General features: G+C 36.3%; 15 protein-coding genes and 1 riboswitch. Of the genes, 7 read left to right on the forward strand and 8 right to left on the reverse strand.

Annotated elements, in window-relative coordinates:
• Positions 1-298 precede the first annotated feature (298 nt).
• Positions 299-976: a flagellar brake protein gene (locus KO509_RS03230; protein ID WP_215971843.1), complete on the forward strand. Its 678-nt coding sequence runs from the start codon at positions 299-301 to the stop codon at positions 974-976.
• Positions 977-990: 14 nt separating this feature from the next.
• Here the strand turns inward: KO509_RS03230 and yihA are convergent, their stop codons facing one another.
• Entirely contained in the window at positions 991-1,608 is a 618-nt protein-coding gene (yihA, locus tag KO509_RS03235) for a ribosome biogenesis GTP-binding protein YihA/YsxC (RefSeq protein ID WP_215971844.1), read from the reverse strand.
• Positions 1,609-1,875: 267 nt separating this feature from the next.
• On the opposite strand from yihA, the gene KO509_RS03240 reads away from it, so the two are divergent.
• The 4 genes from KO509_RS03240 to KO509_RS03255 all read left to right on the forward strand — a co-directional run bounded on the left by KO509_RS03240 (position 1,876) and on the right by KO509_RS03255 (position 7,237).
• The gene (locus KO509_RS03240) at positions 1,876-2,784 is read left to right on the forward strand and encodes a c-type cytochrome (RefSeq protein WP_252727352.1); all 909 of its coding nucleotides are present in this window, start codon (positions 1,876-1,878) and stop codon (positions 2,782-2,784) included.
• A 119-nt stretch (positions 2,785-2,903) separates the two neighbouring features.
• Positions 2,904-3,530 carry a paraquat-inducible protein A gene (locus KO509_RS03245; protein WP_215971846.1) on the forward strand — a complete coding sequence of 209 codons (627 nt, stop codon included), beginning with the start codon at positions 2,904-2,906 and terminating at the stop codon, positions 3,528-3,530.
• On the forward strand, positions 3,520-4,158 hold the full coding sequence (locus KO509_RS03250; RefSeq protein ID WP_215971847.1) for a paraquat-inducible protein A: 639 nt from the start codon (positions 3,520-3,522) through the stop codon (positions 4,156-4,158). The genes KO509_RS03245 and KO509_RS03250 overlap by 11 nt, the downstream gene beginning before the upstream one ends.
• 13 nt (positions 4,159-4,171) lie before the next feature.
• Positions 4,172-7,237 (forward strand): MlaD family protein, encoded by a 3,066-nt coding sequence (locus tag KO509_RS03255; protein ID WP_215971848.1) that lies wholly within the window; start codon positions 4,172-4,174, stop codon positions 7,235-7,237.
• Positions 7,238-7,255: 18 nt separating this feature from the next.
• Here KO509_RS03255 and thiE read toward each other — a convergent pair whose 3' ends face one another.
• The 6 genes from thiE to KO509_RS03285 all read right to left on the reverse strand — a co-directional run bounded on the left by thiE (position 7,256) and on the right by KO509_RS03285 (position 15,987).
• Positions 7,256-8,917 carry a thiamine phosphate synthase gene (gene thiE / locus KO509_RS03260; protein ID WP_215971849.1) on the reverse strand — a complete coding sequence of 554 codons (1,662 nt, stop codon included), beginning with the start codon at positions 8,915-8,917 and terminating at the stop codon, positions 7,256-7,258.
• A complete protein-coding gene (locus KO509_RS03265) occupies positions 8,914-9,708 on the reverse strand; it encodes a thiazole synthase (protein WP_215971850.1) in 795 nt (264 codons plus the stop codon). Before KO509_RS03265 ends, thiE begins: the two co-directional genes overlap by 4 nt.
• Positions 9,709-9,713: 5 nt before the next feature.
• Entirely contained in the window at positions 9,714-9,926 is a 213-nt protein-coding gene (gene thiS / locus KO509_RS03270; protein ID WP_215971851.1) for a sulfur carrier protein ThiS, read from the reverse strand.
• 11 nt (positions 9,927-9,937) lie between these two features.
• Positions 9,938-11,107 carry a glycine oxidase ThiO gene (thiO, locus tag KO509_RS03275; RefSeq protein WP_215971852.1) on the reverse strand — a complete coding sequence of 390 codons (1,170 nt, stop codon included), beginning with the start codon at positions 11,105-11,107 and terminating at the stop codon, positions 9,938-9,940.
• Positions 11,107-13,131: a phosphomethylpyrimidine synthase ThiC gene (gene thiC, locus KO509_RS03280; protein WP_252727353.1), complete on the reverse strand. Its 2,025-nt coding sequence runs from the start codon at positions 13,129-13,131 to the stop codon at positions 11,107-11,109. Before thiC ends, thiO begins: the two co-directional genes overlap by 1 nt.
• A gap of 84 nt (positions 13,132-13,215) precedes the next feature.
• A riboswitch (TPP riboswitch) is annotated at positions 13,216-13,313 on the reverse strand.
• A 262-nt stretch (positions 13,314-13,575) separates the two neighbouring features.
• Positions 13,576-15,987, reverse strand: a complete 2,412-nt coding sequence (locus KO509_RS03285; RefSeq protein ID WP_215971853.1) for a fatty acid cis/trans isomerase — start codon at positions 15,985-15,987, stop codon at positions 13,576-13,578.
• Between the two features lie 217 nt (positions 15,988-16,204).
• Here KO509_RS03285 and KO509_RS03290 point away from each other — a divergent pair, with 217 nt between their 5' ends.
• Positions 16,205-17,764, forward strand: a complete 1,560-nt coding sequence (locus tag KO509_RS03290; protein ID WP_215971854.1) for a VCBS repeat-containing protein — start codon at positions 16,205-16,207, stop codon at positions 17,762-17,764.
• 93 nt (positions 17,765-17,857) lie between these two features.
• On the opposite strand, the gene KO509_RS03295 is transcribed toward KO509_RS03290, so the two are convergent.
• The gene (locus KO509_RS03295; protein ID WP_215971855.1) at positions 17,858-19,150 is read right to left on the reverse strand and encodes a HAMP domain-containing sensor histidine kinase; all 1,293 of its coding nucleotides are present in this window, start codon (positions 19,148-19,150) and stop codon (positions 17,858-17,860) included.
• Positions 19,151-19,507: 357 nt separating this feature from the next.
• Here KO509_RS03295 and KO509_RS03300 point away from each other — a divergent pair, with 357 nt between their 5' ends.
• Positions 19,508-20,134 (forward strand): hypothetical protein, encoded by a 627-nt coding sequence (locus tag KO509_RS03300; protein ID WP_215971856.1) that lies wholly within the window; start codon positions 19,508-19,510, stop codon positions 20,132-20,134.
• The last annotated feature ends 44 nt before the right edge of the window (positions 20,135-20,178 follow it).

Here is a 20,178-nt window from a genome sequence, read left to right on the forward strand (position 1 = left end):
TAAAAATAGAGTATTTATACTATTAATACTTTACATTTATAGAGTGGATACTCTATAATAATTTATGTTCCTAGCGGACACTTATTGTAATAATTTTATTCTAGCTTCCCCATAGCTTACATATGCCAGTAGCATTGCTACTGGTTTTTTTTGTCTAAAATATGACAACAGTATTTAATTGAATATCAAATACCTGCCTGTATCCCTAACTAATTAGCACTCACTTACTTATTGTATATTATGATTTTATTGATTATATTATTTTTTAGATACTTTAAGAATATGTGTACAAGATACTATGTCAGGTCTCAATATAAATAGTAAGCCTCAAATATTTGAATTGCAGCCAGGTAAAACTATGGATTTGCAAATAAACCACCCTGTATCTGTTCGTTTGAAATTGACTTTAGTCGGTTATGAATTTGGTAAATATATTTTATTGAAATACCCGAAAGTCATTAGTACTTCGCAATATAAAGATGTGTTGGTTGAGGGCAATGTTGTTATTGTGCGTTACCTATTAGAAGGTGACAAAGGAGAGTGCTGTGCTTTTAAGTCAGTGATTAAAAACATTTCAACGTTTCCTGAAAAACTCTTATTTATCGCTTACCCTAACAAGATAGAAAATCGTCAGTTAAGAGTGCAGCAAAGAACAAGTATTCATATTCCTGCAGCTATTATGATCGAAGAAGATAATATTAATAAAGAAATGAAAATACTTGGCGCTATCGCGGATATATCTCTTAAAGGCTGTTGTTTTTTATTTAAGAGTACTAGCTTGGCGACTAATGTGAATCAACGGAAAATATTTGTTTGTTTACAAGATCAAACAGGAGCTGAAATAAAAATATCAGCTCGGGTATGTAATAGTCGAAACGATCAAGGTGTTGTGAGTGTTGGTATTCAGTTTTTAGAAGATAATGATTTACTACCCAAATTATTAGAACAATTATTTATCAATATTGATAATAGCTAATTTTTTAGGTTAGTTTATTCTTCTGGCTCTTCAAGAAACCAATCGCAAATAATACTATTTGCTTGTTCTTCACCGGTACGTTTTAATGATGAAAATGCTTGAACCTTAATATCAGCATTTAGTGGTGCTAAGGCTTTTTTTACTTTTAGCACTTCAGCACTACGCTTACCTTGAGACAATTTATCACTTTTAGTTAACAAAGCTAAAACAGGTAAGTCGCTATCAGCAGCCCACTGAATTAAGTCCATATCCAAGTCTTTTAATGGATGGCGTATATCCATTAGTACAACTAGGCCTTTAAGGCTTTCGCGTTTTTCTAAATATTCGCCCAATGCTTTTTGCCATTTCTTCTTCATTTCTAAAGGGACTTTAGCAAAACCGTAACCGGGTAAATCAATTAAACGTTTATTGTCGCCAATTTCAAAAACGTTAATCAGTTGAGTACGACCAGGGGTTTTACTGATTCGTGCTAAACCTTTTTGATTAGTTAGCGTATTTAATGCGCTTGATTTGCCTGCATTTGAGCGGCCTGCAAAAGCAACTTCAATACCACTATCTTCAGGTAATCTTCGAATATCTGGCGCACTGATGGTAAAGGTAGCTTTGCTTAAATGTATAGTGGTAGAAGACAAGGACTTAACTCTTAATAAAAAATCTGACACTATTATAACGTTATTCTTATAAAAATGATGAACAAATATGCTAAATAGTACGTTTTTTCAAGGAATTTTTATCAGATGGTGTTACACACAGGATAGATTAGTGTAAAATGCCGTCACTTTTTAAGATTTATTGTAAAAATAAACTCAATCATAATTTAACATTAAAAGTTTAGTTAACGACAAGCAGAGAGCAATTCAATGAAAAAAATATTATTTTCACTTTTGTTAGGAGCGAGTATGCTCAATACAGCAATGGCTGTAGAAGGCGATGCTGAAGCAGGTAAAGGTAAATCAGCTATCTGTGCCACATGTCATGGTGCTACCGGTATCAGTATAGCGCCTATTTATCCAAACCTTGCTGGACAAAAAGCTCCTTACATAGTTAAACAATTAACTGACTTTAAGGCTGGCACCAGAACGGATATGATGATGGCACCAATGGCTGTTAATCTATCTGAGCAAGATATGGCTGACTTAGCTGCATACTTTTCAAGTCAACCACGTAGTGGTAAAGCAGCTGCTGCAGCAACAACGGATACATCTGCTGTAGCACCAACTGCAGCAGGTAACGTAGAAGTTGTAACTTCAACCTCTGCTAAAGCTATTTATGCTGGTGATGTGAAAGCAGGACAAGAAAAGTCAGGAATGTGTGTTGCTTGTCATGGTACTGATGGTAATAGTGCGATAGCAATTTATCCTAAACTTGCAGGTCAAAGTGCTAATTATTTAGCTAAACAGTTAGCTGATTTTAAATCAGGTGCACGTGTTGATCCTGTAATGGCGGGTATGGTTGCGGGCTTAAGTTCAACAGATATGGATGATTTAGCTGCATACTTTGCCGTTCAAACAATGAGTGATGGTACTGGTGAGACAAGTGCTAAAGGTAAAAAACTCTATTTTGGTGGTGATGTTGAAAAGGGTGTTACAGCCTGTATCGCTTGTCATGGTATTGAAGGTAAAGGTATGGCACAAGCTGGTTTTCCTGCTATTGCGGGTCAAAATGCAGATTACTTGAAAAAGCAATTACTAACCTTTAGAGAAGGTAGTCGTAGTAACGATAGAAATAACATGATGCGTAATATTGCAATAAAACTATCAGAAAGCGATATTGAAGAGCTAGTGAAGTACATGTCTTCTCTTAAATAAGCTAAAATATTTTATTAGTAATGTACTAATACTCTGAAAAAAAGCAGCATTTATTGCTGCTTTTTTGTTTTATCACATAAAATAATTGCTATGATTGGTGATATAACTAGGTGAGACACTTGAGCAATAATATCGATACTAAGCAACTAATAGCTTGCCAATTGTGTGATGCGCTATATGAAAAGCCGCAATTAAAACAAGGCCAAATAGTTAAGTGCACGCGTTGTGGTAGCACAATGGCTGAACGAAAAGTAAATTCAATTGAACGGAGCTTTTATTGGTCAATGGCCGGTCTTTTGTTGTTAATACCTGCTGTACTACTTCCTCTTATGGGAGTCACATTAGCGGGTCAGTATCATCATGCATCACTACTTGATTGTATTATTGCCCTGATAGACCGAGGCTTCTTTATGATTGCAACGTTAGTCTTTTTGTTTGCTATTGCTGTGCCTACTATTCGTTTATTAGGATCTTTTTATATTACCTATAGCTTCAAATATAATAAGTTAAAACCTTCATTATTGTATTTTTTTCGTGCGTTTCATCACTTAGATAATTGGGCAATGCTCAATGTATTTATGCTTGGTATCGTTGTGTCTATGTATAAATTACTCGACGATACTGAGTTATCTATTAACATGGGATTACTGGCTTTTATTTTGTGGCTGATTAGTTCAACAATGGCTGCGTCGACATTAGATCAAGATTATATTTGGCAAAAATTAGAGGATGAATTTGTTGATTAATACTGCAAAAAACAACAATCTTGCTCTTTGTCCTCAATGCCATAAAGTTAACGTACTTGGTGATGCCGCTAGTGATGAAAAAATACAATGTGTACGTTGTAAAGGGATGTTTTATCAACGGAACTCTCGCAGTTTACAATATACTTTAGCGTGGAGTATTGCAGCATTAATAGCTTTTATTCCTGCAAACCTTTACCCTATTATGATTATATATTCTTTAGGTATTGGTGAGCCATCAACGATACTTTCAGGTATTGGACAGTTTATTGATCATGGCTTGTACCCTATCGCTATCATTATTTTTACAGCAAGTATCATTGTACCATTACTTAAAATAGCGGGTTTGTTTGTACTAGTTTACCGTGCACATACTGGGATAAGATTACGACCAGATAAACACAGTAAATTTTATCATCTGTTAGAGTTTTTGGGCCCTTGGTCAATGCTGGATGTCTTTGTCGTTGCCTTACTAGTGGCTGTGGTCGAATTAGGGTTTATAACGACAATTGCAGCAGGACCAGCAATAAATTACTTTACCTTAACGGTAATTTTTACCATGATCGCAGCCAATAGCTTTGATTCTAGACTGCTGTGGGATAAACAACAAAATAGTGACGAAAATTTTTAGGTAAAGGAACAAAATGACTATTGATAAATCGTTGAATAATAATGATTTGAAAACTAATGTAGCTTCTGCTGATGTTGTGCCTAGACAAGGTATTTCAGCTATATGGTTTATCCCTTTTATTGCGCTAATTTTTGGCGGTTGGTTAGCTATTAAGGCGATATCTGAACAAGGTGTTTTCATTACGATTGAATTTGAAAATGGTTCAGGTATTGTCCCGAAAAAAACAGAAGTACGTTATAAAGGTCTTGTCACTGGTTTAGTCAGTAAAGTAGAGCCCTCAGATGACTTACAATCAGTGATTGCAGAAGTAGAAATGACACAATCTTTTACTGATTACCTTACTAACAAAACAAAGTTTTGGTTGGTAAGCGCGGATATTTCTTTACAAGGTGTTTCTGGGTTAGAAACGTTAGTATCGGGTAGTTATATTAATATTATTCCAGACACTGATAAACAGTCTCGCAGCCAAGACCACTTTATTGCATTAAATGAAGCGCCAGAGTTAGATATGGCAACGCCTGGTCTGCACTTAACCTTGAAGGCCAGTGTGTTAGGTTCAATTAGTGAAGACTCACCTATTACCTTTAAACAAATACCTATTGGTTATGTTACGGGTTACCACTATGTTGAAGAAAGCCAAGACATTAATATCAATATCTTTATTGAACAAGAATATGCGCATTTAATTAAAGAAAATTCACTCTTTTGGAATATGAGTGGCATACAAATCAACGCTTCTATTGCTGCAGGTGTAAAAATAAATACTGGTTCATTAGGCTCTATTCTTGGTGGTGGCATTGCGGTTGATACTTTGAGTTATCACGAAAAGTTACCTTCAGCTAAAAACGGACAAGTTTTTCCATTACATGCAGATTTTCAAGCCGCAGAGATGGGCCATAGCATTGAGCTTACATTAGATTGGAATTCAGATGTGAATCATAATGCAGCGATTTTATATCAAGGTGTAACCATAGGGAGTATTGAATCTTTTAGTAAAATAGACCCTAAGACTAGAAAAATTACTGCTCAAGCGAAAGTGAACCCACGTATTGTTCCTTACTTAACCGATCAATCACAGTTTTATCTGGTCTCGCCTAAAATTGAACTTTCGGGGGTGTCAAACGCAAAAGCTTTATTAACCGGTACCTATATTAATATACGTCCTTCATTACAAGGTAAGCCAATAAATAAATTTCATGTTTTCAACGTTAAACCGCCTTATTTGTATGCTGAACCAGGATTACATTTAATTATTGAGTCTAATAATAGGCACTCCTTACAAGCAGGCAATAATATTTATTTTAAACAGCAAGTTATTGGTAGCATTCAGGCGGTTGATACAGTGGGAGCCGATCAGCATTTAATCCACATTCATATTCAAGATAAATACCAACACTATGTTAATTCTACTAGCCGTTTTTATAATAATTCTGGGCTTAAAATTAAGGCCAACCTTTTGGGGGTAGATGTTGAAGCACAGTCACTGCAGAGTATTTTAACCGGTGGGATTTCAATGATAAATATTGACAGTTCTGATGATGCTTTGGCAGAAAATTCAGTAGTTAATGGCGACAAATTTACATTATTTGCTAACCAAAAAATAGCAGAGCAACGGGTCAGTTTTACGTTAACTGCGCCTGCTAATGAACAGATTAAGGTTAGCACACGTGTGTTACATCGTGGCATAGAAATAGGTGCCATTCATACTATTGAAGCTGATGGCGATAGCAGTAAATTATTCCTTGGCTTATTACCTGAATATGAGCATATTTTGCGTGAAGGTACTCAATTTTGGTTGGCTAAACCAAGCTTTACTTTGTCTGGTGCAACAGATCCTGAAGCATTACTCGGTGGTGCTTATATCACGTTTGATTTTAATAACGAAAGTGAAGTAGCTAAAACTAACTTTACCTTATTGACGTCACCGCCAGCTAAATCAGCTAGTGCACCAGGCTTACAATTAAGTTTATTAACAAATAGTGCAACGGTAGCTACCGCGGGAAGTAGTATTAGCTATCGCGGTATTGTGGTTGGGCAAGTTGATAATGTGGCCTTAGACAAGAAAGCAGATAAGGTACATATTAATGTAACGATTGATGAAGAGTATCAAGCGTTAATTCAGGCTGATACCAGGTTTTATAATGCGAGCGGTGTCACACTTAGCGGTGGTTTGGGTGATTTTGTACTAAAAACTGAATCTATAGATGCGATGCTACGTGGTGGAATTAGCTTTTATAATCCTGTCGTTATTGAGAAAACACAAGTTCAAGTACAAGAGTTAGATACTTTTGAGTTATTTGATAATATTGAACAAGCAGAAAATGCAGGTCTGGCTATTAGTATTTATTTCAAGGACTACTCGGGCTTAAAAGTAAATACACATGTTGTTTATCAAGGACAACAAGTGGGCTCAGTAACACGTTTAATTTTTAATCCTGATGAAATTGGTGTGACAGCTTTAGTACTGTTAAATGATCTAGGTGCTAAATTTGCACAAAAAGGTACTAATTTTTGGGTCGTTGAGCCAGAGATTGGTTTAGTAGGATCGAAAAATGTTTCATCTTTACTTGATGGTGCGTTTATTTCACTTTTACCAAGTAATCAATCAAGCGAACAACAAACAGTATTTGAAGCGCTTGAATTACCTCCTACGGTGAAACAATTACCTTATGGCTTAAATATTAAATTAGTGACTCAGCGCTTAGGGTCGGTACGTATTGGTAATCCAGTGTTATACCGCCAGGTGAAAGTTGGTAAGGTTATTGGTATTGATTTATCACCAACGGCTGATACCGTTGACGTTTATATCAATATTGCCAAGCGCTATGCACCTTTAGTTAATCGTGGTAGCAAGTTCTGGAATACAAGTGGTATTAATATTGATGCTGGTATTTTTTCAGGCATTAATATTGATTCAGAGTCTATTGAAACCTTAATTTCTGGTGGTATTGCCTTTGCTAGTCCAGCATTATCAGCAGATGAGCCAGAAAGTGCTCCGCGAGTAAATAGCTTTTTGTTACATCAAACCCTTGATAAAGATTGGTTAGAGTGGCAGCCTAAAATAGCAATAGACCAATAACATTATTGAAACCGTTCTTTACAGTGAATCTGAATTCAGTTTAGGATGTTTAGTTAAAGCAACAAATTCAGTAACTGCTTGTTCTGGATTGCTTGCTTCAGTGATTGCAGTAACGACAGCGATACTGTCAACAGTCGTTGCTAGTACTTGAGGTGCTCGTGCTAAATTAATACCGCCTATGGCCACGACGGGAATAGATGGTTTTTTAGATCTTAATGCTAATAACTGGCGTAAATTATCTACCCCTTGAATTTGTCCTGTCATATCTTTAGTTTTTGTTGGAAAAATGGCGCCAATAGCTAAATACGAAGGTTGTAACTGTTGTGCGAGTAAAAACTCATAACAGCCATGTGTGCTGATACCAAGCTTAAGCCCTGCCTGTTGAATTTTTTTTAAGTCGGCTTTATTTAAATCTTCTTGCCCAATATGAACGCCATAAGCATTATATTTTATAGCTAATTCCCAATAATCATTAATAAATAGTCGAGTTTTATATTTTTGGGCTAAATTAATCGCTTCAATAATAATATTTTTAAGCTCAGTTTCGGCTAAATTTTTAACTCTTAGTTGGATAATGTTTAATCCTAAAGGTAATAAACGCTTTAACCACGCTATTGAGTCTACTACTGGGTATAACCCGAGCTTCTCACCTTGTAAATTTAGCGATGCAAACGCAGGTAAGTTTTGATGTTGTTGATTGAGTGTATCTATTACCGTTGGAAATAATTCATTTAAACAAACCTGTGACTCCACCTCTGATGGTAATATTGCCGGCCAGGCGAGTTGTTCAAAAGCGCCATAATATTGATGCTGTTGTTTAGCACTAATGCTTTGTGTTGCAGCTAGCCCATGGTTGATAAATGCTTTAGCTAAGGTGAAAGCATCTCGTACTAAATACCCTTTCGCTAAACACGATGCTAAGGCACTTGCGAAACTACAGCCGCCGCCATGACTATAATGAGTTTTAAGTCGAGGTGAGCTGAGTTGATATTCGATTGCTTGAAAGCACTTATCTTGATTATCCTGTTTTATTTGATTAAGTTGGTGGTAACAGTAATCAATGCACTGGTGATTATTTTTGCTGTGACCACCTTTAATAATGATACTTTTTATGGCAAATCTTTGATGAATTATTTTCGCAAGTTGTTTGACGCTAAGCTGACTTATATTAGGTTGAGCTATACTAAGTGAGTCAATTTCTTTTTTTATCATTGAACTTACAAAAAAATGGGCTTCATTTATATTAGGGGTAAGCACATCAATTTGTTGTAATAAAGGAGCTAGGTCAAGCACTGATAATTGATTGAAATTACCACCAACACTGGCTTGTCCTACCGGATCATAAACAGTAATTAATTGTGGTAGTTTTCTTTTTAGTTGCTTTAGTGTCGACGCTAACCATAAAACTTGTATATTACCGGCTAGTAAACCAATTTTTATTACTGCTGGCGGTTTGTCCTCAATCAGGGTCGTTACTTGTTGTTGTAAAATATCGACAGCAACAGGGTTCACCGAGATTAGCTGATCTGAATTTTGTACCGTATTGGCGGTAATTAATGTACACACTTCCACACCCAAGCTATGGCCTGTTTTTATATCGGCAGCAATACCTGCACCACCAGAGCAATCACTGCCTGAAATACTCCAGATTATTGGCTTTTTTTGACGATTATTTATCATTGTTGATGCCAAAATGGCGTATCTAAGGTGGGAGTTGATGGATGAGCTGTTTGTCGTTGTTCCATTATTCCGGCAATGTACCCTTGTTCGCCAGCTTGTAAAGCTTGGCTAAATGCTTTTGCCATAAGAATAGGGTTATCAGCTAAGGCAATTGCACTGTTTAATAATACGCCGTCATAGCCCATTTCCATTGCTAAGCAAGCGTCCGAGGGCTTACCTATACCGGCATCTAAAATAAGCGTTGCTTGAGGTAAGCGTAGGCGAATAGTTTCTAAATTATAAGGATTCATTAAACCTTTGCCTGTACCAATAGGTGATGCCCAAGGCATAATCACTTGGCAGCCTAAGTCGTATAAACGCTGACATAAAACTAAGTCATCAGTGCAATAGGGCAGCACTTTAAAACCGTCGTTTAGTAATTGCTCTGTAGCGTTAAGTAACTCGATAGGGTCAGGCTGTAAATTATAATCATCGCCGATAACTTCTAATTTTATCCAATCTGTTTGGAAAATTTCTTTACTCATTTTAGCAAGTGTTACTGCTTCTTTGGCTGTTTTACAACCGGCAGTGTTTGGTAGTAAGTAACCATCTACCTGTTTTACTATAGACTGTAAATATTGCCATATTTTTTGTCCTGATTTTTCCGCTGGGTTTTGTCTCTTTAATGACAAGGTAATGACTTGCGAACCACTGGCAATGATGGCCTGTTTCATAATTTCAGGGGAAGGGTAGAGCGCACTACCAATTAATAAGCGACTATCGAGTTTTTGCCCATAAAGCGTTAATGACATTGCTATTAACCTCCTTGAATGGGTAAAAGTACATCGATACTATCGCCATTAATAACATGAGTATTTTCATAGTCTTCTCGACTAACAAAGTCACCATTAACAGCTACGGCAAAGGTACTTTGTTGTGGCTCTATAAAATACAAGGCTAATGCGGCACTGACTGTTATTTTTGATTCGTGATTAAGTGAATATGATTGGCCATTAATATGTATATTCATGATATTGCCTTTTATGTGTTGTACGGTTGTAGCGTATTTTGCGGCGTAAGTGTTTGCACCGCTAATAAATGCTCATAAGGTAACGTTTGTACTTTACCCGACACTTTGTTGCTTACTACTGCGAGTACTTGTTGCAAAACTACAGGCGAAATTAAAAAGCCGTGGCGGAACAACCCATTTATTTGTATTAACGTGTCTTGCACAATAATTTGGGGCTGGTTATCGCTAAAAGCAGGGCGAGATTGGCTAATATGTTGACGAATGTTAGCTTCAGCAAACCCTGGGTGAACACTATAAGCTGCGCTTAATAATTCCATTGCTGAGCGTACGGTCATATTTCCGCTATCATCACTTTCAATTTCAGTGGCACCAACGACATAAAAACCTTTTTCTTTGGGCGCAATATAAAGTTGATAGCGTGGATGCATTAAGCGAATAGGACGTGATAAATGGACATCGGGTGCGAATAACTGAAATAACTCACCACGCACAGAGCGTAAATCAGTTAAGGGAGCACAGTGATAATTCGCGTTTTTAATATTAGCGCCAGTTCCCCGACAATCAAGGACTAGATCAAAGGTTTGGCTTTGTTGGTCAGCACCTTTGGCTGTATAAGAAATAGAGCTTTCGTGGGTAGACGTTTTTATTTCGGTCACTAATGTTTCACTGAGCCAATCTATACCTTCTTGCTCAAGTTGCTTACGTAAAGCAACGAGTAATCGACGATTACCAATTTGCCCTTCTTGGGGTAGATACAAGCCTTGGGTAAAGCTACGGCCAAGCTCGGGCTCTAACTCAGTTAGTTGGGTACGATTTAATGAGTGCTGCTTTTGATCTGGATAATGGTGCTGTAAATGGCGAGTAAATCGTAGGTAATCTCCTTTGTCTTGTTCGTGACTCACCATAATGGTGCCAGTTTGCTGAAAGAAGGTATGCTCATCTAAGCTTGCAAGTAGGCTGGGCCACAAAGATAAGGATTCAAACCCCATGGCGACAATATTCTCTTCGCAATGGAGTGATTCACCTAAAGGCGTTAATAAACCTGCTGCCGCATAAGCGGCGCTGTTATGTGCGAGCTTAGTGTCTTTATCAAATAAAGACACCTTAAATTCAGCTTGGCGATGTAAAGATAAGGCTAGCAAGCGGCCTATCAACCCTGCACCTACAATCGCAATCTTCATTACTTAGCACTATGGTAGATTTCACTACCCGTTGCTTTAAATTCAGCGGATTTTTCCGCCATCCCTTTTTCTACCTCAGCTTGTTCAAGGTTGATTTTTTCGTTATTCGTTTGGGATGAATCTAATACAATAGTTTCATCTAGTAATTGAATTTCAATTTTACGACCTGATTCAAGATCGGCAGCATAATCACGAACTTCTTGAGAAATTTTCATTGAACAAAACTTGGGACCACACATCGAACAAAAGTGAGCAACTTTCCCCGACTCTTGCGGTAATGTTTCATCGTGGTAAGCTTTGGCTGTTTCAGGATCTAACCCTATATTAAATTGATCGTACCAACGAAACTCAAAACGCGCCTTGCTCATTGCATTATCGCGAATTTGAGCACCTGGGTGACCTTTGGCTAAATCCCCTGCATGAGCAGCAATTTTATAGGTGATTAAACCTTCTTTTACATCTTCTTTATTGGGTAAACCCAAATGTTCTTTTGGCGTTACATAACAAAGCATTGCGCAACCGTACCAACCAATATTGGCAGCACCAATACCTGATGTAATGTGGTCATAACCCGGTGCAATATCTGTCGTTAATGGTCCTAACGTATAGAAAGGGGCTTCACCACAATGCTTAAGTTGCTCATCCATATTGGCTTTAATCATATGCAGTGGCACATGCCCTGGGCCTTCAATAATAGTTTGTACATCATGCTGCCATGCTATTTTTGTTAACTCGCCTAAGGTGTGTAATTCAGCAAATTGTGCTTCATCGTTAGCGTCTGCAACTGAACCTGGGCGTAAACCATCACCTAATGAAAATGAAACATCATACTGTTTTAAAATTTCACAAATGTCTTCAAAGTGTGTGTATAAAAAGTTTTCTTTGTGATGTGCTAAACACCATTTCGCCATGATTGAACCACCGCGAGAAACTATACCTGTTACTCGCTTCGCTGTCATAGGTACATAACGCAATAAAACACCAGCATGAATCGTAAAATAATCGACGCCTTGTTCAGCTTGTTCAATTAAGGTATCGCGGAAAATTTCCCAGGTTAAATCTTCAGCCACACCATTAACTTTTTCTAAGGCTTGATAAATAGGTACAGTGCCAATTGGTACTGGTGAATTACGTAAAATCCATTCACGAGTTTCATGAATGTTGCGACCTGTCGATAAATCCATTACTGTATCAGCCCCCCATTTAGTGGACCAAACCAGTTTTTCCACTTCTTCTTCAATGGAAGAGGTGACTGCTGAATTACCAATATTGGCATTAACCTTGATTAAAAAGTTACGACCAATAATCATAGGTTCACATTCAGGGTGATTGATATTGACTGGAATAATCGCGCGACCGCGAGCAACTTCGTCGCGAACAAATTCAGGGGTTATTTTCTCAGGGATACTGGCACCAAAAGATTGCCCTTTGTGTTGTTGTAATAAAATGCTGTCTTTTACGTCTTCGCGCTTTAAGTTTTCACGAATGGCGATATATTCCATTTCTGGCGTGATAATACCTTGGCGGGCGTAATGCATTTGCGTTACATTTTTGCCTTTTTTAGCGATGCGCATGGTAGGTAATTTTTCAAAACGAATTTCGTCTACAGCTTCATCATCTAGACGTTGCTGGGCAAACTCTGAATGGGTTTTGGAGAATAACTCAGTGTCATTACGAGCATCAATCCATGATTCACGTAAACGAGGAATACCCTTGTGTACGTCAATATTAACATTTTCATCGGTATAAAACCCAGAGGTATCGTAAACACACAGAGGTTCATTTTTTTCGTAAACAGGCTTGTCCTTGTCACCGCTTACTAAAGTATCGGTTAAGGTGATTTCACGCATAGCAACTTTAATGTCGTGTATTTTACCTTGAACATAAACTTTTTTAGAATTAGGGAAAGACTGGTCTGAAACATTTTTCAAAAATGCAGCTGCCGCCTCACGCTTTTCACGTCTGCTTGGTTTATTTTTAGGGGGTATATTTTTTTTACGTATGTTTTCTGATTGATCGTTCATGGTCGCTACCTATTTTAATACATTAAAAAAGAAGCGGAATGACAACAATAAAGGTGTGTAATGAAGGAAGCTAGGCGCTAATAGCGCTAACTTTCTCTTGTTCCCTACGCAGATACTAATCTGTTCAGGTATTACGGATCCCGCTTACGCGATCTCAGCCTTTGGCACTCCGACAAGTTGCGTTATTAGCTATGCTAGTAACGCGGAAAGATTCTAACGCGATGCGAATGTAGTAAGCAAGTAAAAGTTGAAAAGCAATGTAAAGGTACAGGTGTTAGTTCTTGCTTTGAAAAAATTTATCTCTAAATGATTTTTCTTGTCGGTTGTTACGACACTATTTTTATAAATTAAATTTTTAACAAGTACTTAGGTAGTTACTTGGTTATTTGGTTCGGTATGTATCCTTGCCTGCATAAAAAAGTTAAGATTTAGCGGTTTTTACTTTTAACGATTTTCTAAGCGATTAAAGTCTAATAAACCCGCTGAATTAGCTTGATTTTTTTTATACCAAATATGTAATTTATCAGCGTATTGCCAAAAGTTAGGGTCAGTACGTCGTATAGCAAATTTATCTTTAAGTTGGCTATAATCTTGCTCAGTTTTTATATTTTTTAGTTCATCAATAAATGTATTTAACTGCTGCTCACTGACCTGAAAGAATGCGTTTGGATACGTACCAACGACACCTGAAAGTACCGTTAAAGTATCTTCTGCAGGTATGCGTCGTTCATCTTCAGAAAATAAGTGAGCAACGTTGGTATGAGCACTATTATTGATTAATGTGTAAACACTGTTACCATGCGCTCCATTAACCATTAAATAACTAACTTGTGGTAAAATTGATACCGCTGAACCAGTCATTTTATTAAGGCGATTTAACTTGTATTCATTAGTATTACTGTTGTCGGTCTGAGGTAAGTTATAGTTATTAACCTGACTATTGTTGGTGTATTTCGCGACTTTATCCAATAACTCTTTTTTTGAATCTTTGGTTATATAGTTAATGTTCGTTTCTGGTAATTGATAAAAGTCATCTGAAAATATGTAATCTTGAATGTCTTTCGAGGTGTTTCTATACCAATGTTCATGCACTTTTCTGCGATCCTTTTTAGGTAAGAAAGCAATAAAATTACTTTCGGCTTCCATACGTAAGAAGTCCATATATAAACGTGTTTTCAACTGATGACTTACATTGCCATAAACATCAAAGCCAGCGACTAATAAATAGTGAATACGCTCTAATATTGGGTAGGTAATAAACCAGGCTGTTTTTGGTGTTTGCCCAATAAAGCCTTGTAAAACCGAGGCACTATCAAAATGTCTAAAGATTGTTAAGGTAGCATTTGGGTTACCATCTCCTGACCAAATTAAATTAAGATCAACATCATTTTGTTTAAAGTTAATTGCTTTCATATGATCAAGTTTACTTTTTACATAAGCTTTTTCACGGTTAGCATAAGAACGCCAATATAATAATGAGAAAGCTTTATCGCTAGTTGAAGCGGGTAATTGCAATAAGTCACTTTTGTTATCAAGGAAGCTATCGGAGTGGAAATCGTTAATATAGTTTGGATCTGCGAATAACACCCAAAAGTGATCTTCTATTACATTTAAGGCAACCTGCCCTCGGCAAACAGGACCTTTAATAAAGTTCATAATTGAGAACTGCGCCTGCTCTAGCAAGAAGGTATAACGTGATTTTGTTGGTATATCTCGAAACGTGATAAAAGGATTAGATGCGTTTGCTAACTGGTAATCAGGTAGTTTAGTTACTTGATATTGAGGCGAAATAAATAGTGTGTTTAACGAATTTAATTTTGCTAAATCGAAGCGGTAAGGCATATGACGTTTAGCGATAATAGTGTCGTGTTGTTTAAGTATTCGATAATAAACTTGTTGTTGCACTGAGTTTTCGGTTAATTCTGTTTCCCCGATTATATTCTTATTACCAGTAAAGGGCGGATCAAAAGGTCGGCGAGTATCAATAATGACTGCAGGCTCACCAGGTGGAGTATTTGAACGGACTATTTTGAAATAACGTTGACTATTTTCTTTAAAATATAAATTGGCAAGATACAAATGCTCAAATAAATAACGTGAAACAAGTTGTTGTTTATTATTAGTGCGATTTAACCACCTTTCCCATTTATTGATAATATCTTGTTCGTATTTTGTTACTGGTTCAGGTGTTGGCGCTTGTGCGCCATTTGTTATCCAGCTGGTTAGTTGTTGATGCTGTGTTTTATTTAATCCAGGCAGTCCGTAAGGCATGCCTCCTAAAGGGTAATTCTTTTTATAGTGTTCAAACTCTTCTATTGTAGGGCATTGCTGTTCTCTATTGAGAGAAACATCAAAGCTGTTATCTAATAATCTTTTGTTAGGCAAAGGGTGTTGTTGTTTGAGTTGTAACATTTGATACATTAAACCGGCATTAGCATTAGCGATAGGTGTTTGATTACGTTCATTTAAGACTGGGAAGAAGCCTTCTTGACGCAAAAAACTTAATTGTTTTTTATCCTGTGTGGTTAAAGTGCTTATGCTGTGTGATTTTTTAACTGTCAGTAGGCGTTCACCGTTATAGACTAGTTCCTTGTTAGCGCCACGTTCTATACCTACAATATTTTCCATTTTTAATTGGCATGGCGCATCGAAGCAGCCATGACAAACAACACATCGATTTTCGATGATAGGTTTAATTACTTGGTTAAAATGTATGTTTTCTTTGGCTGGTATTTTCTGAATAGGCAAACGATTTTCTATCCTGGCAGAGCCATAGAGGTTATCGTATTCAATAATACTTATGGTAGCGCAGCCGCACAGAACAGAGAGTACAAACAACCAATGATATAGGCGCATAAAAATCCTTGGCAAGTTGCCGTTTAAGAAAAGCTAATGATTTAGCTATTAAATTTTAAGCGGGGTAAGGTCATCTGTAAAGGTAGATGTTGTTATGACACAAAGAAAGGTATAGTTTAGTGACGGTTAGTACAGCATAAATCTTTGCTACAAAGTTAACAAAGATTTATGATGAAGAAGCAATTAACACGAAGGCAATATTTCTAAAAGGACAGTTATGCACAATCGATTTTTAGTAGGTTTTATATTTTGTTTTTTCCTTATTACTGCCACCACTACATTTGCGAACTCAACAAAGTCAGTCAGTACTAAGTTAGACTTTAAACATTATAGTATTACAGCGCCATTTAAAGTTAACTTACCTATTATCCCTTTAGATCTAATGGACGAAAAAAACTCTTCGGATGAATTAGTACTTATTGGCGTCGATGAACAGGGTCAAACTTGGTTAGCCGTTTATACTTATAGTGAAAAGTTAGATGAATTTGTTTTATTAGAACAAATAGGAATTACAGATGAGTATTTTGCTTTTGATGTAAGTGACGATAGAAAAGGGTTCTATTTGTTAGCGAAAAACAAGGTAGTGGTTCTTAGGTATGATAGCGAACGTAAAGAAGAGCCTACTTTAAAATCTGGTTTGTATTTTGCTTTGAAACAAGAGGTTAGCTCTATTTTCTTATTACCTAAATCACCGTTTATTTCCAAGAAGGATTTCATTCAAGATGTTAATGAAGATGGTTATGATGATATTGTTTTGCCAGATTTCGAAAAAACAAACTTATGGCTGTTTGCTAAAAATGATATAGAGTCTGAGTATCAATATTTAGCAATTAATACACAAATAGAACTAGAAAGAGGCGGAGTAAAGTTTACACCAACAGCGTTATTTTTTGCTGATTTCAACCTTGATGATCGTCAAGATATTGCCTGGGTCTCTAAAGGACATATCAATTATTTTAGTCAAAATGAAAATGGAACTTTTGCCTCAACTGCAGCGAAAATTGCTTTAGCCGATACTATTTACGGTGTAAATTGGTGGCACATTAAAGAGGCGGATGGCGAAAACCTCGACCAAAGTAATTTAATACATCGGGCTGTTGAAGAGATTAAGGATATTAATGGCGATGGTTTAACCGATGTTGTTGTTCGTTTTACTCAAAGTTCAGGAGTGTTAGATAGAACCAATGATTATGAGTTTTATTTAGGCTATATAAATCAAGAGCATCAGTTAGCTTATTCTACAATTCCCACTACGGTTATTAAGGCAGAAGGGACCTTAACTGACTTGAAAATAATAGATATGAATCAGGACGAAAAATATGAAGTGTTAGTTTCTTCATTCCAGTTAAGTGTTGGCAATATTATTGGTGCTTTACTGTCTGGTGGCATAGATCAAAATGTTTTAGTGTTTGCTTTGGATGATGAAAATAGTTATGAAGAAGATGCCCTTATAAGCAAGGAAGTTGAATTAAACTTTAGTTTAACATCAGGGCAGAGTGGTGAACCTATTGTACGCTTAAGTGATGTTAACGGTGATGGTTTACAAGATTTAGTGTTATCTTCTGGGCAAGACCGTTTAGTTATATTTTTAGGTAACCAGAGTGCAAAATTGTTCGCTCGTAAAAGTAAAAAGTTTACAGCAGTATTGCCTGAAAATGGTAAATTGTTTGAGCATTATGATATTAATCATGACGGTAAAGAAGACTTTATTATGCGTTATGGGCGCTTAGATGATGAAAGCTTAGCTAACAAAGTGACTATATTAATGGTTAAATAGTATGCGTATAGGAAGTAATATAGCCCATTGAAACTAAGTTACTGAGTAGGCCTAGCTGTCATTTTCTATTACAGCAGAGGCCAATAACTGGATTTATGTACTGGTTGTAAAGTGATAAGTAAAGCCTGCTCCTGTATCAATATTATCAATTAAAATATCCCCTTTTAATGTTTGAGTAATCAGGTTATAAATTATCGACATTCCTAAGCCAACCCCCCCATCTTGTCGCGCTGTGGTAAAAAATGGATCGAAGATATGCTTTTTTACTTCCTCAGATAAACCAATACCATTGTCATGATAATTTATTTCAACCGTGTCATGTTTTTTACTAATATCAATTACAATACGATTGTTTTCTTTATTATTAAATCCATGACGAACGCTGTTGGTAATTAAGTTAGTTAATATTTGAGCATGTATACCCGGGTAAGTAGCTATATTAATGTCATCATCTCCCGTGATAGTTAATGTGACATTTTTGGTTCTTAATATTGAATTTAATGTGGTGATTAACTTTTTGTAATAATTTTTAATATTAATCGTATCGATTTCTAAGTGGTGTTGGTCAACTGCCGTTTGTTTAAAGTTCTCAATGAGTCTTTTTGCACGAAACAAATTATCTTCTTGCATGTTTAACGCGCGACTAACGGACTCACAGTAATCATTCATGTTTTTTATACTGAGAGACTTTTTAGCCACTTTTTCTAATAACTTTTTATGTTTTTCAGCAATAATACTATGTGTGGTGATCGCAATACCTAATGGAGTATTCACTTCGTGGGATATGCCGGCAACTAAGCCACCTAAAGCCGCCATCTTATCGGATTCAACTAACTGCTTTTGCGCGTTTTTCAGCTTATCAACCGTTTGGGATAGCTCTAATGTACGAGATAAAATGGTATTTTCTAATTCATCTTCATAGTTTTTCCGTTCTAATTCGGCAGCAATTCGTCCTGAAAATACTTTGAATAGGGTGAGGACATCTTGCTCATTTTCGAGTGATTTTTCATATAAAGAAACAATAATACCAATTGTTCTCTGCTTTGAATCGTATAAAGGAGAGCCTATATAAGCATCTATATTCATCTCTTTTAAGAGTTTGTCCTGTGGAAACAGCTCACAAACACCACCACGATAATAGCAAACGGAATTATCTGCTACATCAGCACAAGGAGTATCTTTTAAAGTATATTCAAAGTTATTTGCTATTTCACCTTTTGAGACTAAAGCGATTGTTCTTGACGTTGATTTTTTAGGGTCAAGTACGGCAATAAAGGTGTGATCAGCATTTATTACCTCATGTAAGGCTAGCGTAATTGAGTTAAAAAAATCATCACCATAAGTATTGGATACCGCTTCAATAACAGTACGAATTCTACTTTCCATCATCTACCTTAGTGATTTTTATTCTTTTTATTATTATGGCACAAGATTTTTTTTTGTGCGAATAGAGAAATATTGACAATCACCTTTATGAAGATAAATGGTTATACAAATGAAAGGGGTGTTGAAAAACGAGTGAAACTGATGCGCTTTTTACTGTTAGTAAAGTGTCAATGCTTATTATTTTTATCGGGAAAATAAGCTGATAGCATGATATAAATGACATTAATTTTTTAGGCTAGTTATAGCGATAACTCTTTTGTAAATTATATGATGCAAATTATAAATAATTCAATATATTCAGCGATTATACTTTTATTTTTATGCTTAAGTTTTCCGCTTAATGCCAAAGATAATACCATGACTAAAATGGTACGAATTAGTATTCCGTTGTCTGACAACATCAGTAATCGTTATGAAAAATATCATTTATTTGCTTATAACTATTTAGGTTATCAGGTTATTTTTGATCGTATACTGATTGGTAGAGCTAGAGAGTTAGTTAACAAAGGCGAGCTAGACGGTATGATGATTGCCGAAAGAGAAATCGAACAAACTTTTGCGAATTTACTACGTGTTCCTGTGGTCTTAGCAAAAGGCGCGCTAGTGCTTTATTGTAATAAGAGTGTTGTCTGTGACAAATCAGTATTTAACGATGCTGATAATGTTATAGGGGTAACGTCAGGCAAGTCTATATCGTCTAATTTTATAGATACGGTTGCGGCGTCGAGCTATGCCATTAAAAGTGATGAAGATCTAGGTTCTATGTTAACAAAAGGTCGATTGTATTATGTATTACTTATTGATGAAGTGGAGTTGGGTAATCTTGGTAGCTTAGATGAAAGCCTATTTAATACAGCGGTTGTTTACCACTCAGAAGGTTTTCATTATATTAATAAAAAGCATAAAAATTTATTACCAGGTTTGACTCAAGGGTTTAAGTTAGCAATTGAACACTATGGGCCGTTAGTTAGCCCTAAAAAATAACTACTTGATACTTTACACAATCATTTATTTTTGTAAATAGGGCA

This window comes from Colwellia sp. C2M11, assembly GCF_018860915.1.
In the GTDB taxonomy this organism is placed as follows: Bacteria; Pseudomonadota; Gammaproteobacteria; order Enterobacterales; family Alteromonadaceae; genus Colwellia.

Excerpts from the sequence above, each read along its gene's own strand:
- KO509_RS03230 (WP_215971843.1), top strand. The coding sequence starts at position 299 with ATGTCAGGTCTCAATATAAATAGTAAGCCTCAAATATTTGAATTGCAG.
- thiS (WP_215971851.1), bottom strand. The coding sequence starts at position 9,926 with ATGAATATACATATTAATGGCCAATCATATTCACTTAATCACGAATCA.
- thiC (WP_252727353.1), bottom strand. The coding sequence starts at position 13,131 with ATGAACGATCAATCAGAAAACATACGTAAAAAAAATATACCCCCTAAA.
- KO509_RS03300 (WP_215971856.1), top strand. The coding sequence starts at position 19,508 with ATGACTAAAATGGTACGAATTAGTATTCCGTTGTCTGACAACATCAGT.
- thiE (WP_215971849.1), bottom strand. The coding sequence starts at position 8,917 with ATGATAAATAATCGTCAAAAAAAGCCAATAATCTGGAGTATTTCAGGC.
- KO509_RS03240 (WP_252727352.1), top strand. The coding sequence starts at position 1,876 with ATGCTCAATACAGCAATGGCTGTAGAAGGCGATGCTGAAGCAGGTAAA.
- KO509_RS03265 (WP_215971850.1), bottom strand. The coding sequence starts at position 9,708 with ATGTCATTAACGCTTTATGGGCAAAAACTCGATAGTCGCTTATTAATT.
- KO509_RS03295 (WP_215971855.1), bottom strand. The coding sequence starts at position 19,150 with ATGGAAAGTAGAATTCGTACTGTTATTGAAGCGGTATCCAATACTTAT.
- KO509_RS03255 (WP_215971848.1), top strand. The coding sequence starts at position 4,172 with ATGACTATTGATAAATCGTTGAATAATAATGATTTGAAAACTAATGTA.
- KO509_RS03285 (WP_215971853.1), bottom strand. The coding sequence starts at position 15,987 with ATGCGCCTATATCATTGGTTGTTTGTACTCTCTGTTCTGTGCGGCTGC.
- KO509_RS03290 (WP_215971854.1), top strand. The coding sequence starts at position 16,205 with ATGCACAATCGATTTTTAGTAGGTTTTATATTTTGTTTTTTCCTTATT.
- thiO (WP_215971852.1), bottom strand. The coding sequence starts at position 11,107 with ATGAAGATTGCGATTGTAGGTGCAGGGTTGATAGGCCGCTTGCTAGCC.